4 protein-coding genes are annotated in these 26025 nt (G+C 38.7%); all 4 read right to left on the minus strand.

What is annotated here, in order from left to right; translation table 11 throughout:
* Positions 1-29 precede the first annotated feature (29 nt).
* Complete coding sequence (locus tag K9M53_RS08855; protein ID WP_224013947.1) at positions 30-7772, minus strand: hypothetical protein; 7743 nt, start codon at positions 7770-7772, stop codon at positions 30-32.
* A 694-nt stretch (positions 7773-8466) separates the two neighbouring features.
* On the minus strand, positions 8467-14928 hold the full coding sequence (locus K9M53_RS08860; protein WP_224013948.1) for a LamG-like jellyroll fold domain-containing protein: 6462 nt from the start codon (positions 14926-14928) through the stop codon (positions 8467-8469).
* 419 nt (positions 14929-15347) lie between these two features.
* Entirely contained in the window at positions 15348-17348 is a 2001-nt protein-coding gene (locus tag K9M53_RS08865; protein ID WP_224013949.1) for a T9SS type A sorting domain-containing protein, read from the minus strand.
* 94 nt (positions 17349-17442) lie between these two features.
* A complete protein-coding gene (locus tag K9M53_RS08870; RefSeq protein WP_224013950.1) occupies positions 17443-25722 on the minus strand; it encodes a hypothetical protein in 8280 nt (2759 codons plus the stop codon).
* Positions 25723-26025 lie beyond the last annotated feature (303 nt).

Here is a 26025-nt window from a genome sequence, read left to right on the forward strand (position 1 = left end):
AAGGTTAATTCTAAATGCTAAGATAAGAACTAATAAACAAAGTTAATATTTGTTTTGATATTATTAGCTTTAATTATTTCTAACCTGTACAAACCCTTGGTTATATTTTTATTAACTGGTACCGTTTGCGTTGCATTGCCCCCGGCATGTGTTATATTATCAGTTAATACAATTTGACCTAACTGGTTTATCACATTTACCTGGTACTTACCCGATGGCATATTAGTGAATTTCAGCCCTATACTATTACCGCTTACAGGATTAGGATAAATAGCTATATCCGGTGCCTGAATACCTATACTTATATTCATTACCTGGCTATATTCCACTTTACCGTCATTGCCTATGCTCTTGATCCTGTAATAATTGTCCCCTTTAATCGCCATATTATCTGTCCAGTTATATTGTGCTGTAGCTCCACCCAGCTGAGCTGTTATATCGGCAGCGTTACTGAAGGTTTTTCCATCCGCTGATCTTTCCACTTCATACTTATTGATATTTAATTGATTGGCTACATTCCATTGAACAGATACGTTGCTGTTACCCATCCATTGTGCTTTTACATTGGTAAACGTTACAGGTACCGGAGCTTGGGGGCGGAACAGAATGCTGAAACGAATGGAATCAATATTATGTCCGCTACCATCAACTCCTCCACTGGTGAAGCTGTATATGGATGAAGAATCAGTCAATGATATCAACATTGAATCATTTGTATAATTGTCTTTCAACCACGCTTCTAAATTAGTGCCGGGAATGCTGTCAAAGAAACGCAACTGGTATTTCTGTTGTGCTTTTGTACGAAGCAGTTTGAAGAACACCGTATCCATTTCACGTAAATTCGGTCTTCTGTCAGAGAATAAAGAAGAACCGCCACGTATTACAGAGAAGGTCTCACCAATGTTTGCCAGCTTAGGAGCATCTTCTCCTAATACAGCATCCATGCTGTAAGCATTATTAAAGTATGTTTGATTGTAATCGATACTGTTTACCGAATTGTCATTATTTACATTATACAATCTTGCGATCATCCATGGATTTGCCGGCGCTCCCGTTGGACGGAACACTAAGTTGTTATTTTGTGCTGCCACTTTACTGCTTTCATTAATGGTTACTGAAGGAGAGTTAGTGCTTCCCAATACAAAGAATGCTTGCGAAGATTGGATGTAACTGGTCTGGTTGCTTTGAGCATTTGTTTGGAAGCCGGAATAACCGGACCCGTTAAATTCATTTTCCAATAATACATAAGCACCCACATCGCCAATAGAAGGATCCCATGTATACACATCGATATTACCTGAATAACCACTGAATGACACTGAATTCAGATCGATTGGCGAAGCATAAGGATTACCAACCAACGTATATTTCTGAGAAGAAATTCCTGACGATGCTACTAATGGAAATACCTGGGGTCCGGTTTGTAATATACCTTTTGCACTTAATGTAGTGTTGTCAACAGGAACAATTCCTGAATTAGGATTGTTTATAGTCGCCGGATTTCTATCTCCACGAATAAATATAAAGTATCCGGTATTTTCTGCGGAGCCTCCATTACTGCCTTGCGAAATGGCTACATTGGTATTATCAACATTTTCCAGTTTCTGCGTGGAATAATTAAATGCTTTCATTGAATAATTCGCATTAATACCTGATTCCAATCCATTGTTAGCATTAGGTCCTGTAATAAGTGTTCCTTTTTCATGAGTAGATGCATCTCCATCTTCATACACCAATCCATTTTCCTGCCATGCCTGGTAAATAGTTTGTACTCCGCTGTTTTTGAATGGAGCAGTTAACAAACGCCATGCACGTTTTGCACTTCCGGAATAAATATTTCCATTAGGATCTAAATAAGGCGTATTATCGTTACTACGTAAATAACGTTGTACGGTTACATTACCTGTAATGCTACCATTGGTTCCAATAGGACCAACAGCAGCTGTATTATAATTATCAGATATCAATGTAAGACCATCAGCCGTATTCAATATAGAACTATTACCTACAGTTAATTTAGCAGAAGTTCCATTTGTACGTGCTGCCAGCTTAAGCGTGCTTCCTAAAGTAGCGGTAGCATTATCATTCAATGTTAAATTGAAAAGCGTGTCAGCTCCGGAAGTAAAGTTTAAAGTTGGGTTTAAATTACTATTACCTAATACCAGGTTAGAAACAGACGAACCTGTAAATGTTCCTGCTCCCGATATTGTTCCGTTAATAGTTAAAGTATTGGCTCCAATGGTAAGTGTTGCCGCTGTACCAAAGGTCAGATTTCCTACAGTAATATTTGTTGTTAATGCCGGATACGGAGTATTTCCTGCAGGTATGCTGGCATCTACCGAAGTAGAGGGAACGCCGTTCGTCCAGTTACCTGATGTTGACCAGTCTGAAGTAGAATTTCCGCTTTTCCATGTTGTAGTTCCGGGAACAATAGTATAAACCAATGTTGTACTTCCTGAGCAAGAATTTGCATTAGAGGCTGTAATGGTTATATTGTATGTCCCAACAGCAGCCGTGTTAGCAATGCTGATCAATCCTGTAGATGAATTAAGAGAAAAACCACTCGGTAAAGTTGATGTGCTGTAACCTGTAGGAGTATTCGAAGCCGTTATCTGGTAAGTGGCAGCGTTGCCATATGAATTACTTCCTGTTGTAGCACTGGTTATTGCAGGATTTGCATTCACTGTTACTGCTGCACTGCCCGCCATTGTTGTTGTACCACAAGTGCTTGTTCCTTTCACGGTATAAGTTGTTGTGCCGGAAGAAGAAGTTACATTATTAAATGTTATAGCACTACCCGTTCCTGATACAGAACTACCCACTGCAGTCGCGCCATTATATAGTTGATATGAAGTTCCTGTTTCAGATCCGCTGAGTGTTACACTAACTCCGCTACCGCTTGCACAATAACTACCGCCCCCACCAGCTACAAATGCTGCCGGAGTAGTACAACTGGAAACTCCACTAACAACCGCTTTTAAATTGTCCCATATACAACCATATCCAGAAGAGTTAGAGTGGGACATAGCATAACCAAAAGAGGTCATTGTTGTGTTTAAATAGCTTGTGCCAACCGGCTCTGCTGTATTTGCTATACTTGTAGTCGTAGCTGCCAATGTAGGGTTTGCAAACGCAGAAGAACCATTGTCTGCATAATTTACGGTCCAGGTCCCGCTTCCACTTCCATCCGGAGTAAACACTACTTTGAATGAAAAAAAGTTTGTCATTGAATTAGTAGTTGTAAATGAACCGATGGAAGTCAGAGTACCTCCCAGCCCGTTAGTAAATCGTACCAGTTGAACTGTTTTATTAGTTGCTCCTCCAAGTATTAATGCATATCCATTACCGGCGCTTACACTAAAAGTTGCGTCTGAACAAAGTACAGTCGCTTGGTTGTTATTACCAGCCCAGGTAGCACTTACGTTTGAACTTTTTAAAGCAGACATGTTGAATGTCCATGTTATTGTTCCGGTATTTAAAGCAAGCTTAGTATTAAAAGGAGATTGATATTGATTTATGTTACTTGTAAGAGAAGCCGTGGTTGTACTGGGCGATGAACCTGTTATTATTTGAAATGCATTGGATCCTCCGGCGCTCAAAATAGACGGAGTTTCTTTTCCGCTAACAGCGCTGGCGGTATAAGTTATGTTGGTGCTTGCAGGTACAAGGTTAGCGGCATTACTTGTTAATGTAGGAGAGCTAAAAGAAGAACTTTCATAATCATCAAAGAAAACCGCAGTAGTACCTCCGGCACCAGTAATAGCAGTAGCACTATTGCCCGATGCTGCAGTGTAATAATTAGAAGCTGTTCCGGTACCATTATACTCATACACTGTAAATGCGTAAGTTGATGAGGCTGATAATCCCGTTACAGTAACAGGTCCGCTACCGGTTCCATTATATATGATAACATCGCCACCGGCTCCTGCTGCTGTAGCAGTTGTGAAGTTTTGTGTAGTGCTTGTTTGAGCCGCATAGCTTGTACCACTGCTTGGTGTAAAGCCTGTTGATGCTGCTTTTTTACCAATTATTATTCTGCTTGAACCTCCGTTACTTGGCGGCAATGTCAATGTTAAAACCGTCTGAGAACTACTAGTTGAGCCTGTAACAATTGTACTACCTGCAGTAGGCGCCTGAACAACGGTGACAGTAACACTGCCACTCAAAGTACCGGTACTGCATGCTGTTGCATCTGTTAAGCTTGAAAGCGTATAAGTTGTAGTAGTAATGGGACTAACTGTTTTACTCCATGTTCCGCTCGATTGTGTAGTTACTGTACTTGCATCACTCAAGGTAAGTGTGAAAGGATTTGTTGCCGATATTGTTCCACTTATCGTAGTATTGGCACCACTGATTATAGATGTACTGCTGCTGGTTATTGCAGCTGTAGGATTTGAATTAACAGAAACTGATACGGAACTGGGTGAACCTGCCATGGCAACTGCACAATAACCTCCGCTTGTTGTTGATTTTACGGTATATGTACCTGCTGAATACGCTAAAGTACCAAAGCTTATAGCAGTGCCTGTACCGGATACCGGGCTACCTACAGAAGATGCTCCGTTGAACAATTGATAAGACACTCCGCTCTGAGAGCCGCTTAATCCAATTGCAACAGTTCCACCAGTACAATATGCCCCGCCTCCAGTTACAGAATAAATGGTAGTTGGTGCTGTACAGGAAGAAGACCCAACAGACCAATAATTTGAAGAAGAGCTTGTACTAACCGGAGAATATGTTGTGGTATAATTAGTAGGTCCTCCAGAAGTGCTCCCTCCTTGTTGTGCCCACGATGAAGTACCACTACTATAATATGCTACGCCACTTGTAGGTGCTGAACCTGCAACATCCGAACCACTATTCCAAGGAAAAGCTAACTGAGATGAAGATGTTGTTATACCCCCAATGCTCCATGCAGCTTTTAGCCCATCGGTTAATGAAGTTGTTACCACTGATGCCGATGCTGCTCTTGCTGTATATGTTTGTGAAGAAGCGCTGTTATTAGTAATAATTACCGGATTGTAATCTCCTGCATCAAACCCTACAGGGAAAGTATAAGAACCGGTTGAATATACACTTTGTACAAATCCTGTACTATTGGTAACAATGTGATTAGATGAAGCAGGAGTTCCTGCAACAGCATTTGCACTTGCTAAAATCAAATTGTTACTTCCCAAAGTTACATTTCCACCGGTAAGAGTAAGTGTACCAGCAACGCTTACAGAAGTAGAAGAACCGCTTAGCGTAATACCGGCAGCATTATTTATGATAACATTATTAAATGTTTCACCCGTTACTATATTTTGGTTTGATGAACCATTAAAAGTAATGGTTTCGGTTCCTTTTGTATATGTTCCGTTATCTGTCCAGTTTCCTGCAATATTAAAATTCTTATTAAGTGCATTGCTAAGAGTAGATGATGATGCAATTGCTATATTGTTGAAATTGAATGTTCCATTACTTCCGTTACCGATAGCTGCACTTGCTCCGGAAAAAGTAACGGTGCCTGTTCCACCATTAAATACGCCGGAAGCATTGGTAAAATCAATTGTACCTAAAACAGTAAAATTGTGTGATCCTGCATTTACTGTAATAGCTCCCGCAATGCTCACATTTCCAAAAGTAGAAGTTCCTGTACCTGAAAGAGAAAAAGGAGATGCCGTTTTAAAAGTAATGGTCCTTGTTGCATCTTGTGTAAATGAACCATTCCCATTATTGGTATATGAATTACTTACAGTAACACTGGTTCCTGCAGTTTGAGTTAGAGATGCTCCATTATTGATCTGCAGGTTATAGAAATTTTTTGCAGTACTACCTTGCAGAGATTTAGACGCACCGGTGAAAATAATGGTAGATGTTCCTCCGTCCATAGTACCACCGCCTACGCTAAAGTTACCTGCTATAGTTGTAGTAGAAGTTCCAAAAGCTGTTGTAACGCCTGTATTACCAGTAGTAAGATTATTAAAGGTTGTACTTCCGCTAATTGTTTGAGTACTCGGATTGGTAGTACTGTTAAGTACAACTGTTCCGCTATTATGTGTAAATGTACCGCTGTTACTCCAGTTACCCGCTACGTTAATGGTAGCTGTCGAAGGACCGGTTAATGTAGATGATGAAGCAATGCTTAAATTGTTAAATGAATTGGTTGCAGAACCGCTGATAGTAGTTGTTCCATTAAAGTTTACTGTACAGCCGTTATGCGTAAACGCTCCATTATTTGTCCAGTTACCAGCCACGTTAATAGTTCCAGCCGAAGGACCGGTTAAAGTAGAACCTGTATTAATTGTAATTCCCGAAAATGAGGTAGTGGATGACCCGCTGATCGCCTGTGTAGTACCATTAAAGGTTACAGTTCCACTTCCGGGAGTAAAGGTTCCGCTATTACTCCAGTTACCGGCAACTGATAATCCATAATTACTTCCCGTCACATCTAATGTGCCTGATGTAATAGTTAAATTAGCTGCTACGGTAGTAGCTGCCGATAAAGATACTGTACCAGTACCATTGGCTATAGTAAGATTACCGTATGCCGTAGCTGATGCTGTTTGTGCTGAACTTCCATTTGTGTAAGCAACTGTACTTGACGTACCAAGTGTTCCTAAGGTAGGGTTCGTTGTGTTTGCTATATTTAATGTTGCAGCATTGGTAACATCTATGGTACCTGTTAATGCTGAACCGGATGGAATAGAAAAAGAATTGGTTGTGCTGCCGTCTCCTAAAATAATTTTTGAACTGGTTCCTGAAACAGTCCAGGCTGTTGACATGGTAGAACCTGTATGAGTAATATTAAAAAGTTGATTGTTTGCCGTAAAGTTTGAAGGATGAGTGCCCGAAGTTCCATTTGTGTTTGACCACCAATTATTCACATCGGTTACATCTGAATTTGCTGCATTATAATAATTTGTACTTGTAACAACTGTTACTGTTATTAAACCGGTTGTATTAGATGAAGGAGCTGCAGACCAGTTGTAAGCAAGATCTCTATGATATATAGCATAATATGTTGTCGAAGAAATAGCGCCTGCATCAACATTTGTGCCTGCCGCAGCAGCACTTACATTAATAACTTTCCAATTCGTACTAATCACATCATTAACAGCATAACTTGCCTGGTTGTTTAATGTAGGTCCAGCAGAAGGAGTTCCTGTGCCTGTGTATTGCAATATCATTGTTGCCTGCACTCCTGTAGTACCTGTCCCTGTATTATCTCCACCAGATGTCCATGTTAAAAGTCCATGTCCACCGCTATTTGAACCGGATGAACCTGTTGTAACAGGAGTATTCGGAGAAAGAATATCTGTTGTAGTACTGCTACCCGTGTAATAAACAACGTCATCTACATAAATATTATCCGCAACACTACTGTTAACCATAGCGACACGAATGTCTTTTTGAGAAGTATTTGTAGCTGTATATCTGGTAAAGGTCGTTGGAGTACCTGTAGCAGGTGTAGGAGTTGAACCATCAATAGACATAGCTAATTTTGTGGCTGCATCTCCTGCTCTTATCCAACAAATACAGTGATAATTGGTTCCTGTTACAGTAGTAAAAGTGTTTTTAAAATATCTGACTGAAGAGCTCGCAGAACTGGATTTAGCTGTAACTGAATATGTACCTGTTCTGGCAAATGTGGTACTAGCCGCAATACCGGTCATACTACTTCCATTATTAAACCCGTTAACGGTGCCATCTTCAAAACTAATTGTTTGCTGACTAAAGGTTTGTGCGCTACACAAAAAAATCATAGGCAATAAAACAATAAAGGATTTCATTTTAAACAAATTTGAAAAAAAGTGTAATCGTTGTTGGGCAGTAGAAGTAATATTCATGTACTTGAAAGTTTAAGCTTTTAAATATTTTTAGCAATACATAACCGTTATGTATATGCGCTTTTTACAATAAATAAATTGATAACTGCGGATGGGTACAACATTAAACCAGGCTTTAAAAGGATGGATATAGGGTATTTTTTGGTTTCATGAAGTTTATGGGGAAGAGATAAACTCCGCAATACAATCGTAAACGGGCTTGAAGGTAATTAGATAATTTAATTTAACAGTCGTGTTTAAAATCATTATTTGTGCAATCGTTTGCGGGAACGATTGCAAGAGGATGCAAATTAACATTCTAAAAAGATGGAAAAATATTTCTGTTAACAGATATTATCCTTAAAACATATTCTCAATAAAAATATATAATTGAAATATAGGTGAAGTATAAGAGTATATAAAAGAAAAGAGGTGACAACCTTCCCCAAAGTGTCACCTCTTCTTGCCACAAAATCTATTCACACTATAAACAAACCAAACGAGACAAGCAACCGAAGTCGCTTATTAACAGGACGTAAAATTACTGTTTTTCGTTGCCTTACCAAATAAAAATATAATCAATGTGATAATTTGACCATTATCTGATAAAAAAATGCAGGCTTTCGCCTGCATCAAATTAAAACTATAAGGTAGATTCTCAGTTTGCCACGTTGATTATCATCTTGCTATTATCCGGTTTGTAAATTTCCAGACGATAAATTCCTTTTGCAAAATTATTTTTAACCGGGATGTTATGTACGGCTGATCCACCCGAATGTGCAATATTTGTTCTTAGAATTGCCTGTCCTATATTATTATATAATACGGTTTTGTAATTACCCGCTGACATATTGGTCAATTCCATATTTATAGTATTACCGGCAACCATTGCAGCTGTAATGTTACCCACCCCATCCGTAGTTGTAATAACTTTTACTATCACGCTATGTGATGTGCTTCCATCTATACCAACACTGGTAATACGATAATAATTAGTTCCGCTGGTAACAGAAGCATCTAACCAACCATAAGCATCACTTATGTTTGTGCCGGAAGCTTTAACGGCAACAGGTGCAAAATTTATTCCATCAGTTGATTTCTCTACAACGTATTGTTTAATATTTACCTGGTTAGAAACGATCCATTGAACTGTTACGCCCTCTCCTGCTTTTTGTGCTTTAATACTGGTGAACGTTACGGGCAATGGTGCATCTGATGAAGCAAACACCACACTAAAACGTTTATTAAATTGAGAACCGGTGTTGGCGTCTATCGAAAAATCTACACTGGTTGTACCATTTAATGCTATTGGAGTTGATTTACCCGTATAGCTATCCATTAAATATCCGGTTAGATTTGGATGATCCAAGCTACTCGCAATAAATTCGAAGCGATAATTTCTTTGTGTTGTATTGCTCAATTTAAAAGGTATTGTATCTGCTAAACCAATAACAGGTCTTCTTTCTATTGCTAATGATGATGTATTTCTTGCTATTGAGATCGATTCATTGGTATTCGACATTTTCAATGCATCCATAACATCCACACCTGCACTAAACCTGTTATCAAACTGCACCAAATTACCATCCGCTAAAATTGCTGTATCCTGGTCAACCAAATACAAATTAGTTCTGAAAGACTCCGCATTATCTGTAGGTCTGAATACAAGAGTATTTGTATTTGAAGACTTAGCAGTTTCATTAAAGGTTAAACTACATGCTGTGTTAGCGCTTATATTTTCCACAATAAATGCCTGACCTGATTGTACGTATTGATTCTGATGGGTAGTACCCGTTGCAGAAGTTGATACCAGGTAAGTTCCGAAATCTGCCGCATCATCCACAACTACATAAGCACCTACAGTATTTAATGTAGGATCCCAGGTATAAAAACGATTAACAATATTCGTTCTTCCAACGCTGGCAAAATTAACCGGCGATGCATATGGATTACCTATCAGCATATATCTACGACTACTGGTAAAAGACCCCATATTAAATGTTTGCGTTCCTGTTTGTAATTTGCCTCTGCTGCTTAAAGTTGTGCTGTTAACAGGCACTACTACATTATTAGGATTCGCAACAGTTAATGGGTTTCTATCTCCGCGAACAAATATAAAATATCCCGTATTGTCTGCACTGCCATTAGTGCCTCCTGAAATTGGCGTATGCGTATTCTTAACTTCTACCAACGCCTGGGTGGTAATGTTAAAGCTTTTTAATGATGCAGTATTGCTTGTCATATCTAAGCCTGTACCATTAAGAGAACCTGTACCGGTGATGATCGTTCCTTGCCCTTGCGTTGAAGCATTGTATGCAGCCCCACCATTTTGCCATGAATCATAAATATCATTTGAAGCAGTAAGCGGCGCTGTTAATAATCTCCAGGCACGACGTGCAGGAATATAACGTTGCACAATAAAGCGTCCTGTATTACTGTAATTAACTGTTCCGTCTACTTTACTTACTCTTGATGTAAAGGAAGATCCTGACTTCAATGTAAGGTCATAAGATGACAGGTCAAGCGTTGTGCTGCTTGAAACTTTCAATGAGTCTGTGATCGAAGTTACAGCACTTAACGTTTTTGTATTCCCGTTGGATATTTTTAAGCTGTTATAATCAAAGCCTGTAATATTTTGCGTACCTCCATTGTATTCAATTGTATTATTTGTTTTGCTGTACGTAACATTGGTAGCAGACGCACTAAATGTACCTGCAATACCAATTGTTCCCGCCGCTAATGTAACCGTTGCGTTGCCACGATTTCCTGAAATAACAAGATTGTTATAATTCAATGCATTTACAGTTTGCGCAGCAGTAGCAGCATAATCCACTGTAATACCGGTCAATGTTTTATTGCTGATGGTATATTGATTAATAAAATCAGCTGTTGCTGTAGTACGAGTAACTTTCACAGTTCCGCTACCCGTTAATGTACCTGTACCGCCTATTGTATTAGAAGCACCCGGAGAAAGAATTGCATTTGCATTGATAGTTAAATTTCCTGCAGCAGTAATATTTGCAGTTGTAGTTAATGAAACAGGTGATGTAGTATTGGCTACTGTTAACTTATTAAATGCAGTTGTTGCACCGCTGATAGTTTGCAATGAGCTTCCACTGAAAGTAACGGTACCGCTATTATGCGTAAATGTTCCGCTGTTGCTCCATCCACCGGTTACATTAAATGCTCCTGATGATGGTGCTGTTAATGTACCGCTGCTGATAGTTACATCTGCCGCAGATACATTCCCTGTTGAACCTGTAAATACACCTCCCGAAATAGTTAACCCGCCGTTGAATGCTTGTGTACCGGAACCCGCTGTATATGTACCCCCGCTTATAGTAGTTAGATCAGATACAGTGTTTGCAAATCCATTCGCATTAAATGTTCCGGCTGAATTTGTAAATGTGTTGCTAACAGTTAAAGCATTGGATGTTAGCTGTAATGTTCCTGCTGCATTATGTGATATCTTATTAAATAAAGACCCACCCGAATTTAATGTTTGAGTTCCTGATGCTGCATTAAAAATAACAGTTCCTGTATTTGAATTAAAGGTTCCGCTGTTAGCCCAGTTACCGGCAACACTGATAGTATTAGCATTACAAGAAACAATATTGTTGGCACTGATAGTAAAACTTCCGACAGTTGGAGAAGTCTCTAATGAAAGATTGTTAGAACCTGATTTGGTAATGGTAACATTATCCCCTGCATTTGGAATATAACCATCTGCCCAGTTAGCAGCATTATTCCAATCCGAACTGGAAGCGCCTTTCCATACTACGTTTGATGCCCCAAAGCTCCAGTTGGTATTATTCCCATTATTGTGCGAATTAGATGCACTGATAGCTGTAGCATTTGTATTCTTATTATCAGCAACATCTACATAACTAACGCTAAATGCCGATGGATTTATGTTTGCCTGTGTACCGGATGTACTTGATACTAATTTAAGCAAATTACCACCTGATGCACCAGTTAGTGTAAGCGTTCCCGTTATAGTTTGCGTTGTACCTGCAGTGAAAGTAAGTGTTGCAGGAACTGAGGTTGTTTTTGTTAAATTTTTAAAAGAGGATGAACCGGTTATTGTTTGATTAACACCATTTAAATTAATGGTGCTTGTACCGGCCGTAAATGTACCGGCACTATTATTCCAGTTACCTCCTATAGAATGTGTAAATGAACCTGCACTAAAAGTAGCCGTACCGCTGAGGTTAAAGTCTTTTGCAATATTGATCGCAGCCAATGCTGTGGCAGAAACGCTTCCACTTAATAAAAAACTTCCTGCAACTGTTAATGTTGAAGCAGGCATTGTTTTAATTCCTGATCCACTTAAAGTAAGGTTACCATATGTCACTGCGGTTACAGTTTGCGCTGCACCTCCATAGTTAACAGTACTGTTAGAAGTAAATGTTCTTGTTCCTGTACCGGAAACCGTTGCCATTGCAGATGTGCCTGTTAATGTAAATGTTGCATTATCTGCCACACTTAAGCTTTTGTTAGTAGCCAATGTAATGGACAAACCGCCATTGTTTAATGTTCCTGATTGCACACTAATATTGCCGGTTACTCTTGCCGCTGTTATTGCGTTACTACCTAACGTAGATGTTCCGTTATTAATTAATACGTTATTGTACACGATACTGCTTAAACCAATTGGAATAGTTTGAGGATCGTTTCCGTTAAAGTTAAAATTACTTGTTGAGCCGGCTGTTAAAGTACCTGTGTTACTTGTTAACGTTAATGCCCCTGCTAAATTTAATGTACCGGCCCCGCCGCTCATATCTACTACTGCTTGTGCCGCTGTGCTTGATGGAGAATTAAATACTAAATTACCACCAACAGTAAGTGAACCTGTTGTGATCACCACTTTTCCTACTCTACCGGAATTAGTATTACTTCCGCTTATATTTACATTACCTGTTACAGTAGCTGAACCTGCATTAATATTCCATGCTGCAGTAGCAGTAGCACTTGGCTGGCTTATTGTAACATCGCCGTTTACGGCTAAATCGCCGGTTGAACCAAGGCTTAATGAACTGGATGAGCTCGCAGATGCAAAACTCAATGCACTACATGTATTGGTGTTGTTCATTGTATAGCTTGCGCCTGAGTTAACGGACAATGTTGGAAATGTCGTGCTGCCTGAACCACTAAAGGTTTTAGAAGTTCCTTTTAAATTTATAGTTCCTGTTCCTGTTAATGTTCCTCCATTGTTAATCCAGTTACCTGAAAGATTAACGGCATGAGTAGATGCGGCAAAAGTCGCTCCTGACTCAATAGTAATATCGTTGCTTACAGTTAGATCCGCTCCTGAAGTTTTTGTACTGGTACCGGAAAAACTAAGATTATTATAAGTTGTATTGTATATGGATTGATTACTGTTAGATGAATAATTAACTGTACAAGAAGAACCCGTGAAATCAATTACCGGGCTTCCCGATATTGTAATTGGAGTTGCTCCACCCAAATAAAGTGTACCTGATTTAGCACCTGAATTTAAAGACAAAGTTGTTACAGCTCCATTTGGCTCTGTTAAACTAGCAGTACCGCCTACACTAATCGAACCTGATTGTAAATTTAATGTAGCATTATTATCATCACTGGCATCATCTATACTCGTCAGCGTTAAATTACCTGAAACATTCAATGCAGCAATAGTTGATGTTAATGTAGTTGATGCATCACTTGAAAGATTAGTAATTCCTCCACCAACACTCAATGACCCACACTCTAATGTTCCGGCACCACTCACAACCGCAGACAATGAAGTACTCGCAGTATTATTTAATTTAACCGCACCACTAACAGATAATGTTGCCGGTGAATTTACTGCCAACGATGTTCCTGAAGAAGAGAAGGTGAAGTTTGCTGCATTGGTATTACTATTTACAGTAATTGCACCACTTGTATTTGCATCCGTAATATTATTAAAAGAGGTTGCTGCTGTTCCATCAATTGTTTGAGCCGTTGTACCATTGAAATTAACAGTGCTTGTACCCGTAAAGGTTCCGCCATTATTTGTCCAGTTGCCTGAAACATTAATAGTAGACGCATTAGCACTTAATGCACCGCTTTTTACCACATCGCCTACTGTTATTCCATAATTACTGGAAGTTGTATTCAATGTTCCTGTTGCATCAATAGTAAGGCTTTCCAACGTTTTTGTAGCATCCAGTGTAACACTGTTTTTTATTTCTACATTAATATTTGAACCTGAAGGAGGAACACCTTGATCAGGTGACCATGTTGAGGTACTTGACCAGCTACCGTTCGCTACAGTAAAGAATGGAATAGGAACTGTTGATGTAACAATGGAAGCACTTCCAACTGCGGAAGCATTATTATGATTTGAAGTAAGATCATTGTATTGATTAGAAGTACCGTTAAACTGGTAGTATGCCATCAATCCGGATGTAGAAGGATCTATTTCATGATACATATCTGTCTGTATCTGTGTAGCACTTCTAGCAGAATTCCATATTCTTACTTCATCAATTTTTGCTCCTGTAGCAAAATCATAAGTCGTAGTCCCTGATTGACGAGCACCAATAGAAATTACATGTGTATTCGTAGTAGGGAGACTTCCTGTTTTAGTGTAAGATGTTCCTGCAACACCATCAACGTATACTTTAAAATTGGAACCATCGTATGTACCTGCAATATGATGCCATACATTTTTACTTGGAATATTTGCACTGGCTATACAGGGAATACCACTTATCCATGAATAAAATCTTATTTTATTGCTCGGAGAATCTACATCCAACGACCATGCTTCTCCACCACCACCTGTTCCTTTTGTAATAATACAACCGCCACCATTTGGACCTAACGTTGAAAGATTCACCCACGCTTCTACTGTAATTTTAGTAAGCGCCTGGATGCCTGAACTATTTGGAATTGACACATAATTGCTTGCAGTTCCCGGAATGTTTACCGCATTTTGCTGACCATTAGCGTTACCAACAAAACCCACCATCAACAATAGTATAAAATGCTTAAGATGTTTTTTGTTGTTCGCAATGATCTTTGCCGGCGCAAGATCTTTATGCGTTGTGTTTCTTCCCCAATTGCTTATTACTTCTATGCAATAATTCAACAAGAGTGTAAAAAGTTTCATAGCTCAAAGTTTTGTGGAGTTAGCAGCAGAGTTTTACTAACGCCGTTAGATAAAATGATTAATTGACCAGGTTAAGCCAGGAATCAGAATAGTAAATCTTTAAACTTTGTGGGGTTATAGCTTACGCTATCGGAATTTTGAAGGATGACGGATTATATAATATCAAACGAAAATGAAAATCATTTTAGCAAGGGGTGAAAAGCTTATCAAGGAAAAGGTATAATTAACAGGATACGGGAGGGATTGTAAGGTTAAATTGTATTAGGGTACAATTTTTTGATTCAATTGTGTGTTGGCAAAAATAACAACTTTTTTCGTATATGCAAACTTTATAATAGTTTTTTATAAAAAACAGTATCGCCTAAAACTTAAAAACCGCCTGAAAATCAGGCGGTTTTTAAGTTTATAGCTTCTTGAAATTATTGATTAATTAATTTTAGCGCAGTTCTAACTCCGGAAGAGCTAATTACTTCTAAAGTATAAACTCCTGTCGGCAACGCATTGTTCAAATGCAATGTTTGTGTGGCGCTTCCTCCCGAATGACTAATAGAACCAAGTGATAATTTTTGCCCGGTTAATGTGTTCAAATTCACATTATAAATTCCTTTATCCATTGCCGTTAGTTGCAGGCTTATTACTCCTCCTTTAACCGGGTTCGGATAAATAGCAATGCCTGCGTCTTTTGTTGTTAGATTTACTTTGGCAATGGTACTGTATTTAATATTACCATTTTCTTCTACAGCTTTAATTCTATAGAAATTATATCCATCATTTGGAGTAATATCCTGTTGACTGTAACTATTAAATCCTCCATTGTTTGTTTTAGCATTGAGAGTTACTACAGAAGTATAGTTAATTCCATCAACAGATTTTTCTACAACGTAATTTCGAACGTTCTGTTCTGTTGCATTGCTCCAATCAATTTGAACAGCATTATTATTTTGATAGGCTTTGATATTTACAAATGTTACCGGCACTACTCCTGTTTGATTATCTACCCCAAATGGCGAAAATGAAGTAAACCCGGATGTGCTGGAAATATAAGGATCAGCGCCAGTTCCTGTTCCTGTTATTGTTGCGGGCGTTTCTGTCCATGAACCTAAGTAGTGTATGGTATAAACAGGATTTGCAGGATTAAACCCACCCGGCATATCCCCCGTCAACCAGGATAATTTGACAGTTGCATCAGAGCCACCGCTTGTTGCTTCGCTGATATTCCATTGCCTTGGTATTACTTTATTAGGATCGTTTAACGGATGATCAAAAGAATTTTTAACGCCAACTGTAAACACATCCTGCGTTCCTGTGTTTGCTATATAAGCATTATTAGGAGTTATGGCAGTATTTAAACCAATGGGAAATTTAACTTCAGTTGCGCCCACTGTTTGTGATAAATTGCTCGTTGCATCTAACCCAAAAAACAGGTCTCTCACTCCCGATAACCCATCGGTTGTTTTGCCTATTGTTAGCTTGGTTGTTTGTGATGCGTCAATCAAACCACCGTTAATTGCCTGTAAAGTAAGTATACCTGTGCTTTGTCCTCCTGATGCTAATGTAGTATCAGCTTTAAATTCATTCCCCAATTTCAAAACGCCACCATCAACAGTAAGTAAAATGTTGGAAGCAGCCGGCGAAGGCACTTGAATATAACCCGAGATGCCGCCGGAAGACTGGGTATTCGCTGAAAGGTCCAATGTTCCTTTAATGGCATACGTATAATTGCCATATGTATTTTTCACTTCGCTATTATGAAAGTATCCTGTAGGATCTTTTATTGTAACCGTTTTTCCGGAATTAATAGTTAGTGTATAGTTGTCCGTTAGTGCTGCATTATATACAACCGAAAGTGCATAATTGCTTTGCTGATACAAATTAAGATTGGCATCGATGATAAAATTCAACACACCGCCTGCGGTAGCTCCGCTTCCACCAGGTGTACGCAATCTAAGTATATCATAAGCCCCTGTACCGGTAAGTGTAATGTTGGCAGAGTTTGCAGCAGTTTCTATATATAAGCCATCGCCGGGTCCGCCTAATACGCCATTATTTATTAAGCTATCATTTACAGGATATGTAAAACCTGTACCGCCGGCTCCAATTTGTAACCGCCGAGGAGTAGATTTTCCTGCCCAAAGCTTACCTCCGCTTTGTATTACCATACCATGGCAGGCCCTGTTTGTATCTCCCAAAAGAATCGTATTTCCTGTATTAATTATTACTTTATTAGTACCTACAGGAGCATTTAATGCAGGATACGTGCTGGAGCCCACTCCCACTGTACCCGATGACCAGGAACGCCACACGTTTGCATCGCTCCAATAACCGGATGATACAGTTTCAAAAACTGTTTGTGCCGATGCCCTAATTGTTGAACCGGCTAAAATTGTAAGAACCAAAATTTTTGTAAATAATCTATTCATGTTTGTAAGTTTTAGACAGCATTATTACTGCCATAAAATAAAAAATACGGGAACCTTTATTGTAGATTCCCGTAATGAGTTGTAGTATTTATTTTTATTCTGATAATACTTTTAAACTTGATTTTATTCCATTTGGATAAATAATCTGCAACCAATATGCGCCTTTAGCAGCGTTGCTAAATGGAATTATTTGCAAAGCGCTTCCTCCCGGATGACTGATGCTTGTTTTTAATATTTCCTGTCCTAAAGTATTGGTCAAACGAAGAGTATAAACACCTTTTGATAAACTTGTCAGCTTCAGTCCTATTTGTCCATTCTTTATAGGGTTAGCATAGATAGAGATGTCCGATGCAGCACCGGTTGCTACCCTCACAATTTGCGTATATGCTATTGTACCGTCATTACTAACACTATGCACTCTGTAATAATTTACATCCGCTGAAACTTTTGTGTCTAAAATATCATAGATAGAAGCTCCATCTGCTTTAACAGTTCCGATAGGTTCAAATGTTTTTCCGTCTGCAGACTTTTCTACCACATATTCTTTTATATTCAATTCATTCTCTACATTCCACTGAACTGCTATGTTCTTATCTTGCTTGGATGCATTAATAGAGGTAAATGTTACCGGCAATGGCCCGCCATCAGGGAATCCAAAAACAATACGGAAACGATTAGTTACCTGCGACGCTGTATTGGAAGTAATGGCAATATTTACTTTTGTGGTATCACCATCACTTAACACGATAAACGTTTGCTGACCTGTAAATGCATCCTGCAATATTCCTACTAAGCCTGTTTTTGCAAGGTTTTTAGAGAAGAATGCAAACTGATATGTTTTCTGCGAAGTCCCCTTCAAACTTAAAAATATAGTATCCGTTGCCGTTAGTTCCGTTGTTTTATCAATAGCAATAGATTTAGTACTTCTTACAATGGCGAGGTTTTCTCCAGGGTTAGGAATCTTTTGCGCATCTTCCAACCAATTTACTCCATCGGAATAACTACTGCTGAACAGCGATAATGCTCCGTCATTGATATCTGTTGTTCCATCTGCATTTACAGTGCTTAATTGCATTGCAAATTCAGCAACATCTGAACCTACAGGACGAAATACCATGGCACTATTGGATGACTTATCTGTTTCATCGATATTAAAAGTACTTGAACTTCCATTCAAGAAAAATGCCTGACCTGATTCGATCTTGCCTTGTACGAAAGCAGATTGCGGCGCAACATTCCAGGAAGAATATACCCCGGGGCTGATATATGCCGTATACGTGTAATAGCCTACATTATTGTGTCCTCCTTTTGGATCCCACACTGTATAATTTGTTCCCGCCACTGCTGAATGAGCAGAAAGAATATTATCTAAATTCAATTGAGAGGCATATGGATTACCAATTAAATTATAACCCGTGATCAAATTTACCGGAACACTACCCTGATTTAAACCGCCCGTGGTACGCAATACTGTTGTTGTACTAGGATTAAAAGGAGGTGTTGTGACCACCACACTTCTGTCTCCTCTAATAAATATCATGTATGCAGAGTGGCTGGCAATATTGGTACTGTTAGTATTATTAGGTGCCACCCATTGCAAAGTAGATAGATCGTAATACAATATTGATTTGTTATTGGTTACGGCTTTATCGTACCCTGTAGCACTAGGACTTGTAGCAATAGTACACGTAATCTCAGTACCAAATCCTGATTTTGGATTTACAGTTGGATTTGTAACAAGATTGGTTGCCCCTTCCTGCCATGCCTGGTTTATCGATTGCGAAGAAGTTTTAACCGGTACACTTAATAAACGCCAAGCCCTGTAATTATCAATGAAGCGTTCAACAATCACATCTCCTGATATATAATTGGTAGCCCCGGTAGTATTGGGCGCTATGCGTGCAGTTCCGTTAATATTTGATTTAAGCGTAAGGAAGCCTCCTGTTGTAAGTCCTACAGACGAATTACCAATAGTTACAGTACCGGGCGAAGCACTTGTTCCTGCATTAATATTTAATGCATTGCCTAACGTAGCAGTTGCACTGCTGTATAAAGTTAAATTCTGCAAATAATTATTATAAGGAGATCCAACCGTGTTAGTAGCAAACTTCATAATTCCTGCTGCATTGGCTGTAGCATTGGTAGAGCCAATAACAAGATTGGAACTTTGCGAACCACCAAATGTGCCTGTACCGGTAGAATTAGCATATGAAATACTATTATTAACAGTAAGCGTATGGCCGCCTATTGCAAATACACCTCTTGATAAATAAAAGCTATCTGCAGCAATATCGTTTTGCAATTTAACGGTGTCATTACCTCCCGCAAATTGAGCTTTATCTATTTCAAAATTTACTCTTCCGCTTACGATGCCAAATGTTGCCGTTTGATTGGATGAAGCGCCATTAAATACCAGTTCTGCTCTTTGACTGCTTCCTGAACCTGAATATGGAGTTCCTACTAAAGTTGATGTGGCGGCCATATTAAAAGTACCTCCCACAGCTAGTTTCCCATACCATTTAGTAGAACCTGTTGTTTTCATTATTTCAAACTTGGAAGGATATATAGTCGGCAGACTGTCTTTTACAATAAAATCACCCGCAACAAAGAATGATCTGCTTCCACCACCACTAATGTTATTGGCGAGTGCAACATAACCAGATTCCTGTAAATAAGAATTTACATTAACAGATTCCTGAACGCTTTCACGAGAAATTTGAACATAACCTGTTTTAGAAGAAGGATTGCTACCGGTATTTTGAACGATCAATGTGTTCGCTGAGAACCCGCCATAAGTAGCATTGGTAAGCAGCAGTTTACCTACCAGGTTTTGGCAATCAACTTTTACATTACCGAATGTCTGGTAGTTTCCATCAAGTCCTTTATAGTCATTCCCCGATGTGCCGATAATACCTGTAATTAAACAAGTTGAATTAGAGAGCCAGTTTGCAATAGGTATTTGTGTAATACCATTATCTGTATTATCAGGCGTTCTTAATTCAAATACGCCTCCGTTATTTACCTGTATCGTATTGCTCGCAGAAAGGAATATCTGTCCTATTGCATTATTCACCAATGCACCATTTACTTCCAATAAACCTGTAGAGGATGTAGCATTTACAGAAGTTACCGTTGACTTAAGTATAATGCTATCGTTTTGAGGAATTAATAAATTCTTTGTAACTGTTAACGTATTGTCTATTACCACGCTTTCTGCAGCCGGGTTATTTTCACCTACCTGGGTTTTACTTCCACTGGAATTACTTACAACTAAATTATGATAAGTAATTCCTTTTCCAATGCCGGGAATGTATTGCTGCTGGCTGGTACCATTAAAGTTAATAGTGCTTGTGGATGCATCAATTACTCCTGTACCCAATAAGGAAAGATTATTTTTTATACCTGTTGTTCCAGGCATAAATGTACGGTTGCCGGTTCCGCTTAACATCAATGTTCCGTAATTAACTGCCGGCATTACCTGCGTAGATGTCGAAGCAAAATCAACAACACTGCCATCTACCAAAACTCCTAAGCTTAAAGAATCTGTTGCAGGTTCGGGAGAATTTGCTACTAAATTAATCTTAGTATTATACAACCGCAGCGTATCTTTTAAATTTACATCAATAGTATCTGATACAGCGTTCCCTGCAGGAATTGTAAACAAGATAGCATCACTGGCAGATGCATCTCCTACTACAGCTTTTGAAAAATCACCGCTCAAATTCCACGTAGCAGTTGGCGATGAAAAAGTCGCTCCCTGGCGAATAATATTAAATACCTGGTAATCTGCAGTAAAGCTACTCGGTGTTCCACCCATACCAGGTCCTGTATTTGTTTTAGAAGCTCTCCAGGCTCTTAATTCATCAACATTAGTAGATGATGATGACGGCACACTTGAGAAGTTAGGATTGCTGACATCCAGCATAGCAGTATTATAATAGAACGTACAAACAGTTTGTCTACCTGCTGTATCAATCACTGCGGGTGCAATTTTAGTAACCGGTGTTACACCGGCATCAGGAACAAAGCTAAAGTTTGCAGCATAACTGCTGTCAACATTTATATTAGAGCCGTTTTGTGCCGTTGTGCTTACATCGCAAGTAACATATACATAATATTGATCTCCATCCGATAATGTTTGAGTAGAAGAGAAATTAAAAGTGATTGTCGCATGCTTAGTTGCGTCAAAAGAGATAGCGGGTGTATAACTGGCAATTTGCCCTATTGTGGTACCCGTAGATGCATCGTACAAATTCAATTTAAAATTAGAATAATCAGTATTTGTAGTAGATGTTCCTACCGTATGTACTTTAAGTGTTAATCCAGTAAATATGGGCTGTGCATTACTTCCTGCTGTTGCTGCATGAGAAACCAGCGAATATTGACCAATCAATTGATCGGTATTTCCTTTAGCTATGTTTGCTGCTACCGGCTGACTTGGAGCACTGATGGCAACAATAGCAGAAGAGGTTATTGATACTTCATCTGCCCCGATAATTGGAACTGTTCTGGCTTCGCCGTCTATATCTGTTGATGGTGAAATGGCAGACACATCCGAAAGCAATCCGTAATAGCTATTGGAAGGATAATCTGCTAAATGCAGATCTGCAGTTGAAACAAATGTGGTAAAAAACTGACGAGAGTTTACATCCTTACCTGTTGAGTTTTTCCAGGCAGTAAGAATGGCTGCATCTTTAGTAGAAGCTGAATTATTATAACCTACAAAATATGGACTCGTTGTTGAGATCATATCATAAATGTTATAATCTTCTGTATTCAATACGCTTGAACCATCGTTCAAATATATACAGTAAGTTTTATTAGTAGTGACTACCTGAGAACCACTGTATTTAAAAATATTTTCGTTAATGTTAAGTGCTGTTTTAGTGCCTTGGGTGTAAAAACAGGTTACTTTATGAGAATAGCCCCCGCTTAACCAAACAGAATTAAAATAAACATTTCCCGTAGCATTTGTACCACTTGTTGGTCCATCAAAATACATTGCAATCGTTTTTAAGCTGCTTGTACTTGCGTTGTTGTAAATGCCACTTATACAATTAGTAAAGATATTAGTAATTGTGCCCGCTGCAGGTTTTACGTAAAGTCCATATACGCCTGCACTGGAACTTGTGCTTTGATTAGTTAGATCATGTATTTTATTATTATAAATAGAAGTTGTTCCTGTACCTGCACCAACAACATAAATACCATACATCGTTGCTGCATAATTTAATAAAATATTCTGAACTGTGTTGCCGGATATAGTTATACCATTTTGATTGAAGCTATATATAGGATAGGTACTACCGTTAGTTCCTCCAATATTGTCATTTGAATTATTGATCGCAGGTCCAATAGTACAGTTTTGAACCGCATTTCCATTATCTAACGGACTAGCAACACCAGTAAGATAAATGCCATGATAACTGTTATAAACCGTATCTGCATAATAAGTATTTCCTGAGTTGACTACACCTCCATTACCTAATTGATAGATTCCATAAGTCTTATTGCTATTGGTCTTATTCAAAGTTATTTTGCAGTTTCTTATAATATTATTTTGCGCACCTTTTGTTGCACTGCTGTTATTTGAATTGGTAATAAGATAATATCCAAAATCAATCGTTGTATTGGTTGATTTAAGATCAATTCCATCGAATATTATATAATTAGTTCCTTGTATTGTGATAATAGGATCTGAAGAACCCGAAGTACCTGCTGCAGCAAGAATTGTCGGATGGACAGAAGAAGAGCCATCTGTTACAAACGTTACTGTATTAGCTGCGCTTGTAGCTTGTGCAATTGTTATAGCAGGAGGTGTTTCATTAAATACAGCGCCTGCTTTTACTTTGAATGTAACAGGATGTGTACGTGCAGATGCGCAGGCATTTAGTGAATTTATAGCATCTGTAAATGAAACAAAGTTTAATCCTGTGTTAGTCATACCAACGCTATTATCTATGGTAAAGATCCATGGAGAAACTGCAGTACAAAACCTATCTCCCGCAGCAATAATTGTAAATAAGGTTGCATTGGAATTATTAACTGCACCGGTTGTTTTTACGACAATACTTGGTGTTGTTCCTCCTGTACCAGAAACTATCAAGGACGCAGGAACAGTGGCAGATATTTGAGTAGAGTCTGTCCAAGAAACAGTAGTAAGCGCTGTGCTATTCCAGTAAACAGTTGAAACCCCATTTACAAAGTTAGATCCGCTAACTAATAATGTAAAAGAACCACTGCCTTCAGTAATGCTGGAAGGACTAATGCTGGTAATGATCGGATCGGGATATACAACTTGTAAATTGGCTACATTACTCGTTAATGTACAGCTACCATTATCTACTAAACAACGATAGTAATAAGTAGTGGAAGCGCTGGCAACAGCACTTATATTGGTTGTTACAATTAAAGTGTTGACATTACCGCTGGTGCTAACTGAATAGGAAAAATTCGCATTAGGAAATGAACCGGGCAGATCATTCCATCCCGATGTTCCATTAGCACTATATTGCCATTTGTAATTTGATACAGTACCACTTGTTGTAACCGAAAAAGATTTCGTCCATCCGGGGGACATGGTAATATTTACAGGTTGACCCGTAATAGCCAAAGCTGCAGCTACATTTAAAATAGCTGTGCTACTAGAAGTTGCATTCCCTGTACAATTAGAAACGGTTACCTGGTATTGATATCCATTCATTGTAGCAGGTGGATTCGTAATAGTAAGCGTAGCTGTTCCTGTACCTGAATATACTCCTGTATTGGTTAAAGCACTACCCCATGTAACTCCTCCATCTGTACTTTCTTTCCAGGTGTAAGTTAATGTACCACCTCCGCTTGCTGCTACAGTAAAGGTTGATGTTCCTGAACCTGCACAGATTACAGATGCACTTGACGGCGGTGTTGTAATAGCAGGTGCAGTTGTAAATGTTAGCGTGGCACTACCGTTTGATTGAGCGATGGGAGAACAGGTTCCGGTTACTGTGACCCTGTATCTATAACCACTTTTTGCTGTAGTGGCATTTGTTAACGCTAATGTTGAAGTACTTGTTCCTGAATAAATGCCAACGTCTGTTAAATTACTGCTCCAGGTAACTCCGTTATCTGCCGACTCCTGCCATGCATAAGACAATGTTCCCGTACCGGATGCAACTACAATAAAGTTGGCTGTTCCTGAACCACTACAAACAGTAGAACCGGCGGGTTGGGTTGTTATTGCAGGAAGGGTATTTACATTCAGTATTGCCTCATTTGAGATAACACAGCCACTATTTAATTTTACCCGGTATTTATATCCATTTAAAGAACTGCTGTTAACGTTTACTACTAAATTACCTATGGAACTTGCCGTTACAAGTGAACCCGTGTCCACCCATGAAGCTCCTTTATTAACCTGCCATTGATAATCTGTTACACCTGTAGCTGAAGCTGAAAAGGTTGTTGTTACGCCGGCACCTGGGCAAATAGCTGAAGTATTTGCAGGCTGTGTTGTAATGGATGCAGCACAAGAAGAAGCAACAGTACAGGTAAAATTATCAAAATAGTATGTTTTACCTGATTCCCCGGCAGCTGCCATTAAATATCCAAAACTTGTCATTAGCGTACCTGTATAAGTGGCATCGTTACTTGTAAGACTCTGTGTATAAGCAAAAGCAGCAGGATCGTTAGTCGGAGTTGCAGAAGTATTTACTTCATCATTAAAGTAAAATGTCCAAATACCCGTAGCAGGGTTATATGTTATTTTTATATCTACCCAACTTGTAGCAACTGAGGATGTGTTAAAAGTGGCAAGGGTTGTAACTGTACTACCTGAATTATTTTTAAGGCCACCGGTGAATTTTACGAATTCCCATGATTGTCCGCTACCATTCCCCTGGTTCACAATAGCATATCCGTTAACCCCTGTACTAAGAATAAAGGCATTAGTACCTGTAGTAGCCAAAATCAACCCCTGGAAATATTTTCCTCCGTTGTTATATGCTCCTGTTGTTTTTTTGCTAAAGGGAGCCATATTTATTGACCATGTTACAAGGCCGGGATTAGAGCTTAATGTTGCATTAAAAGGACTGCTAAAAGATGATAAAGGAGCTGTGACATTGCTTGCTGTAGACCCACTTGAAGTAGAAGTACCTATTAAAATACTTCCATTATCTGACCAGGCTAATGTTTTTCCTGTTTCCTGGGAAATAGTATATGTTGCCGGAGCGCCTGTTGTTACAGATGCTCTATTGAAATTATCGCTAAAAACAGTTGTCTGCCCAAACGAACTACTAGAAAAAAAAATTAGTAAAAAAGTTATAAAAGAATATATCCCACCTCCCCTTAGTGGATAAGAATTAGATATACCAAAGCCACGTAATTTTCTTTTCATAAAGTATTACTTTTAGATAATCGGCACAAAAATGTTTAGTTGATTTTTTACACGAGGATACTAACCGGTATTTTACAGGGAAAGTGGATTAGAGGTTGAATAAAGGATTTTAACTGATGATGTTGGGGAATAAGGTTAAGCAAACGTCAATCAACGTGAAAGTACAAAAAAGCATACGATTGTCATATAATCCATTCAATGAATATTTGTGCAAACGTTACCGGCAACGTTATCATTAATGGCAATATTTTGATTATACAAACAATCAGCCAAATAATTAATAATTACATAATAATCAATGAA

The organism is Ferruginibacter albus (assembly GCF_020042285.1).
GTDB lineage: Bacteria > Bacteroidota > Bacteroidia > Chitinophagales > Chitinophagaceae > Ferruginibacter > Ferruginibacter albus.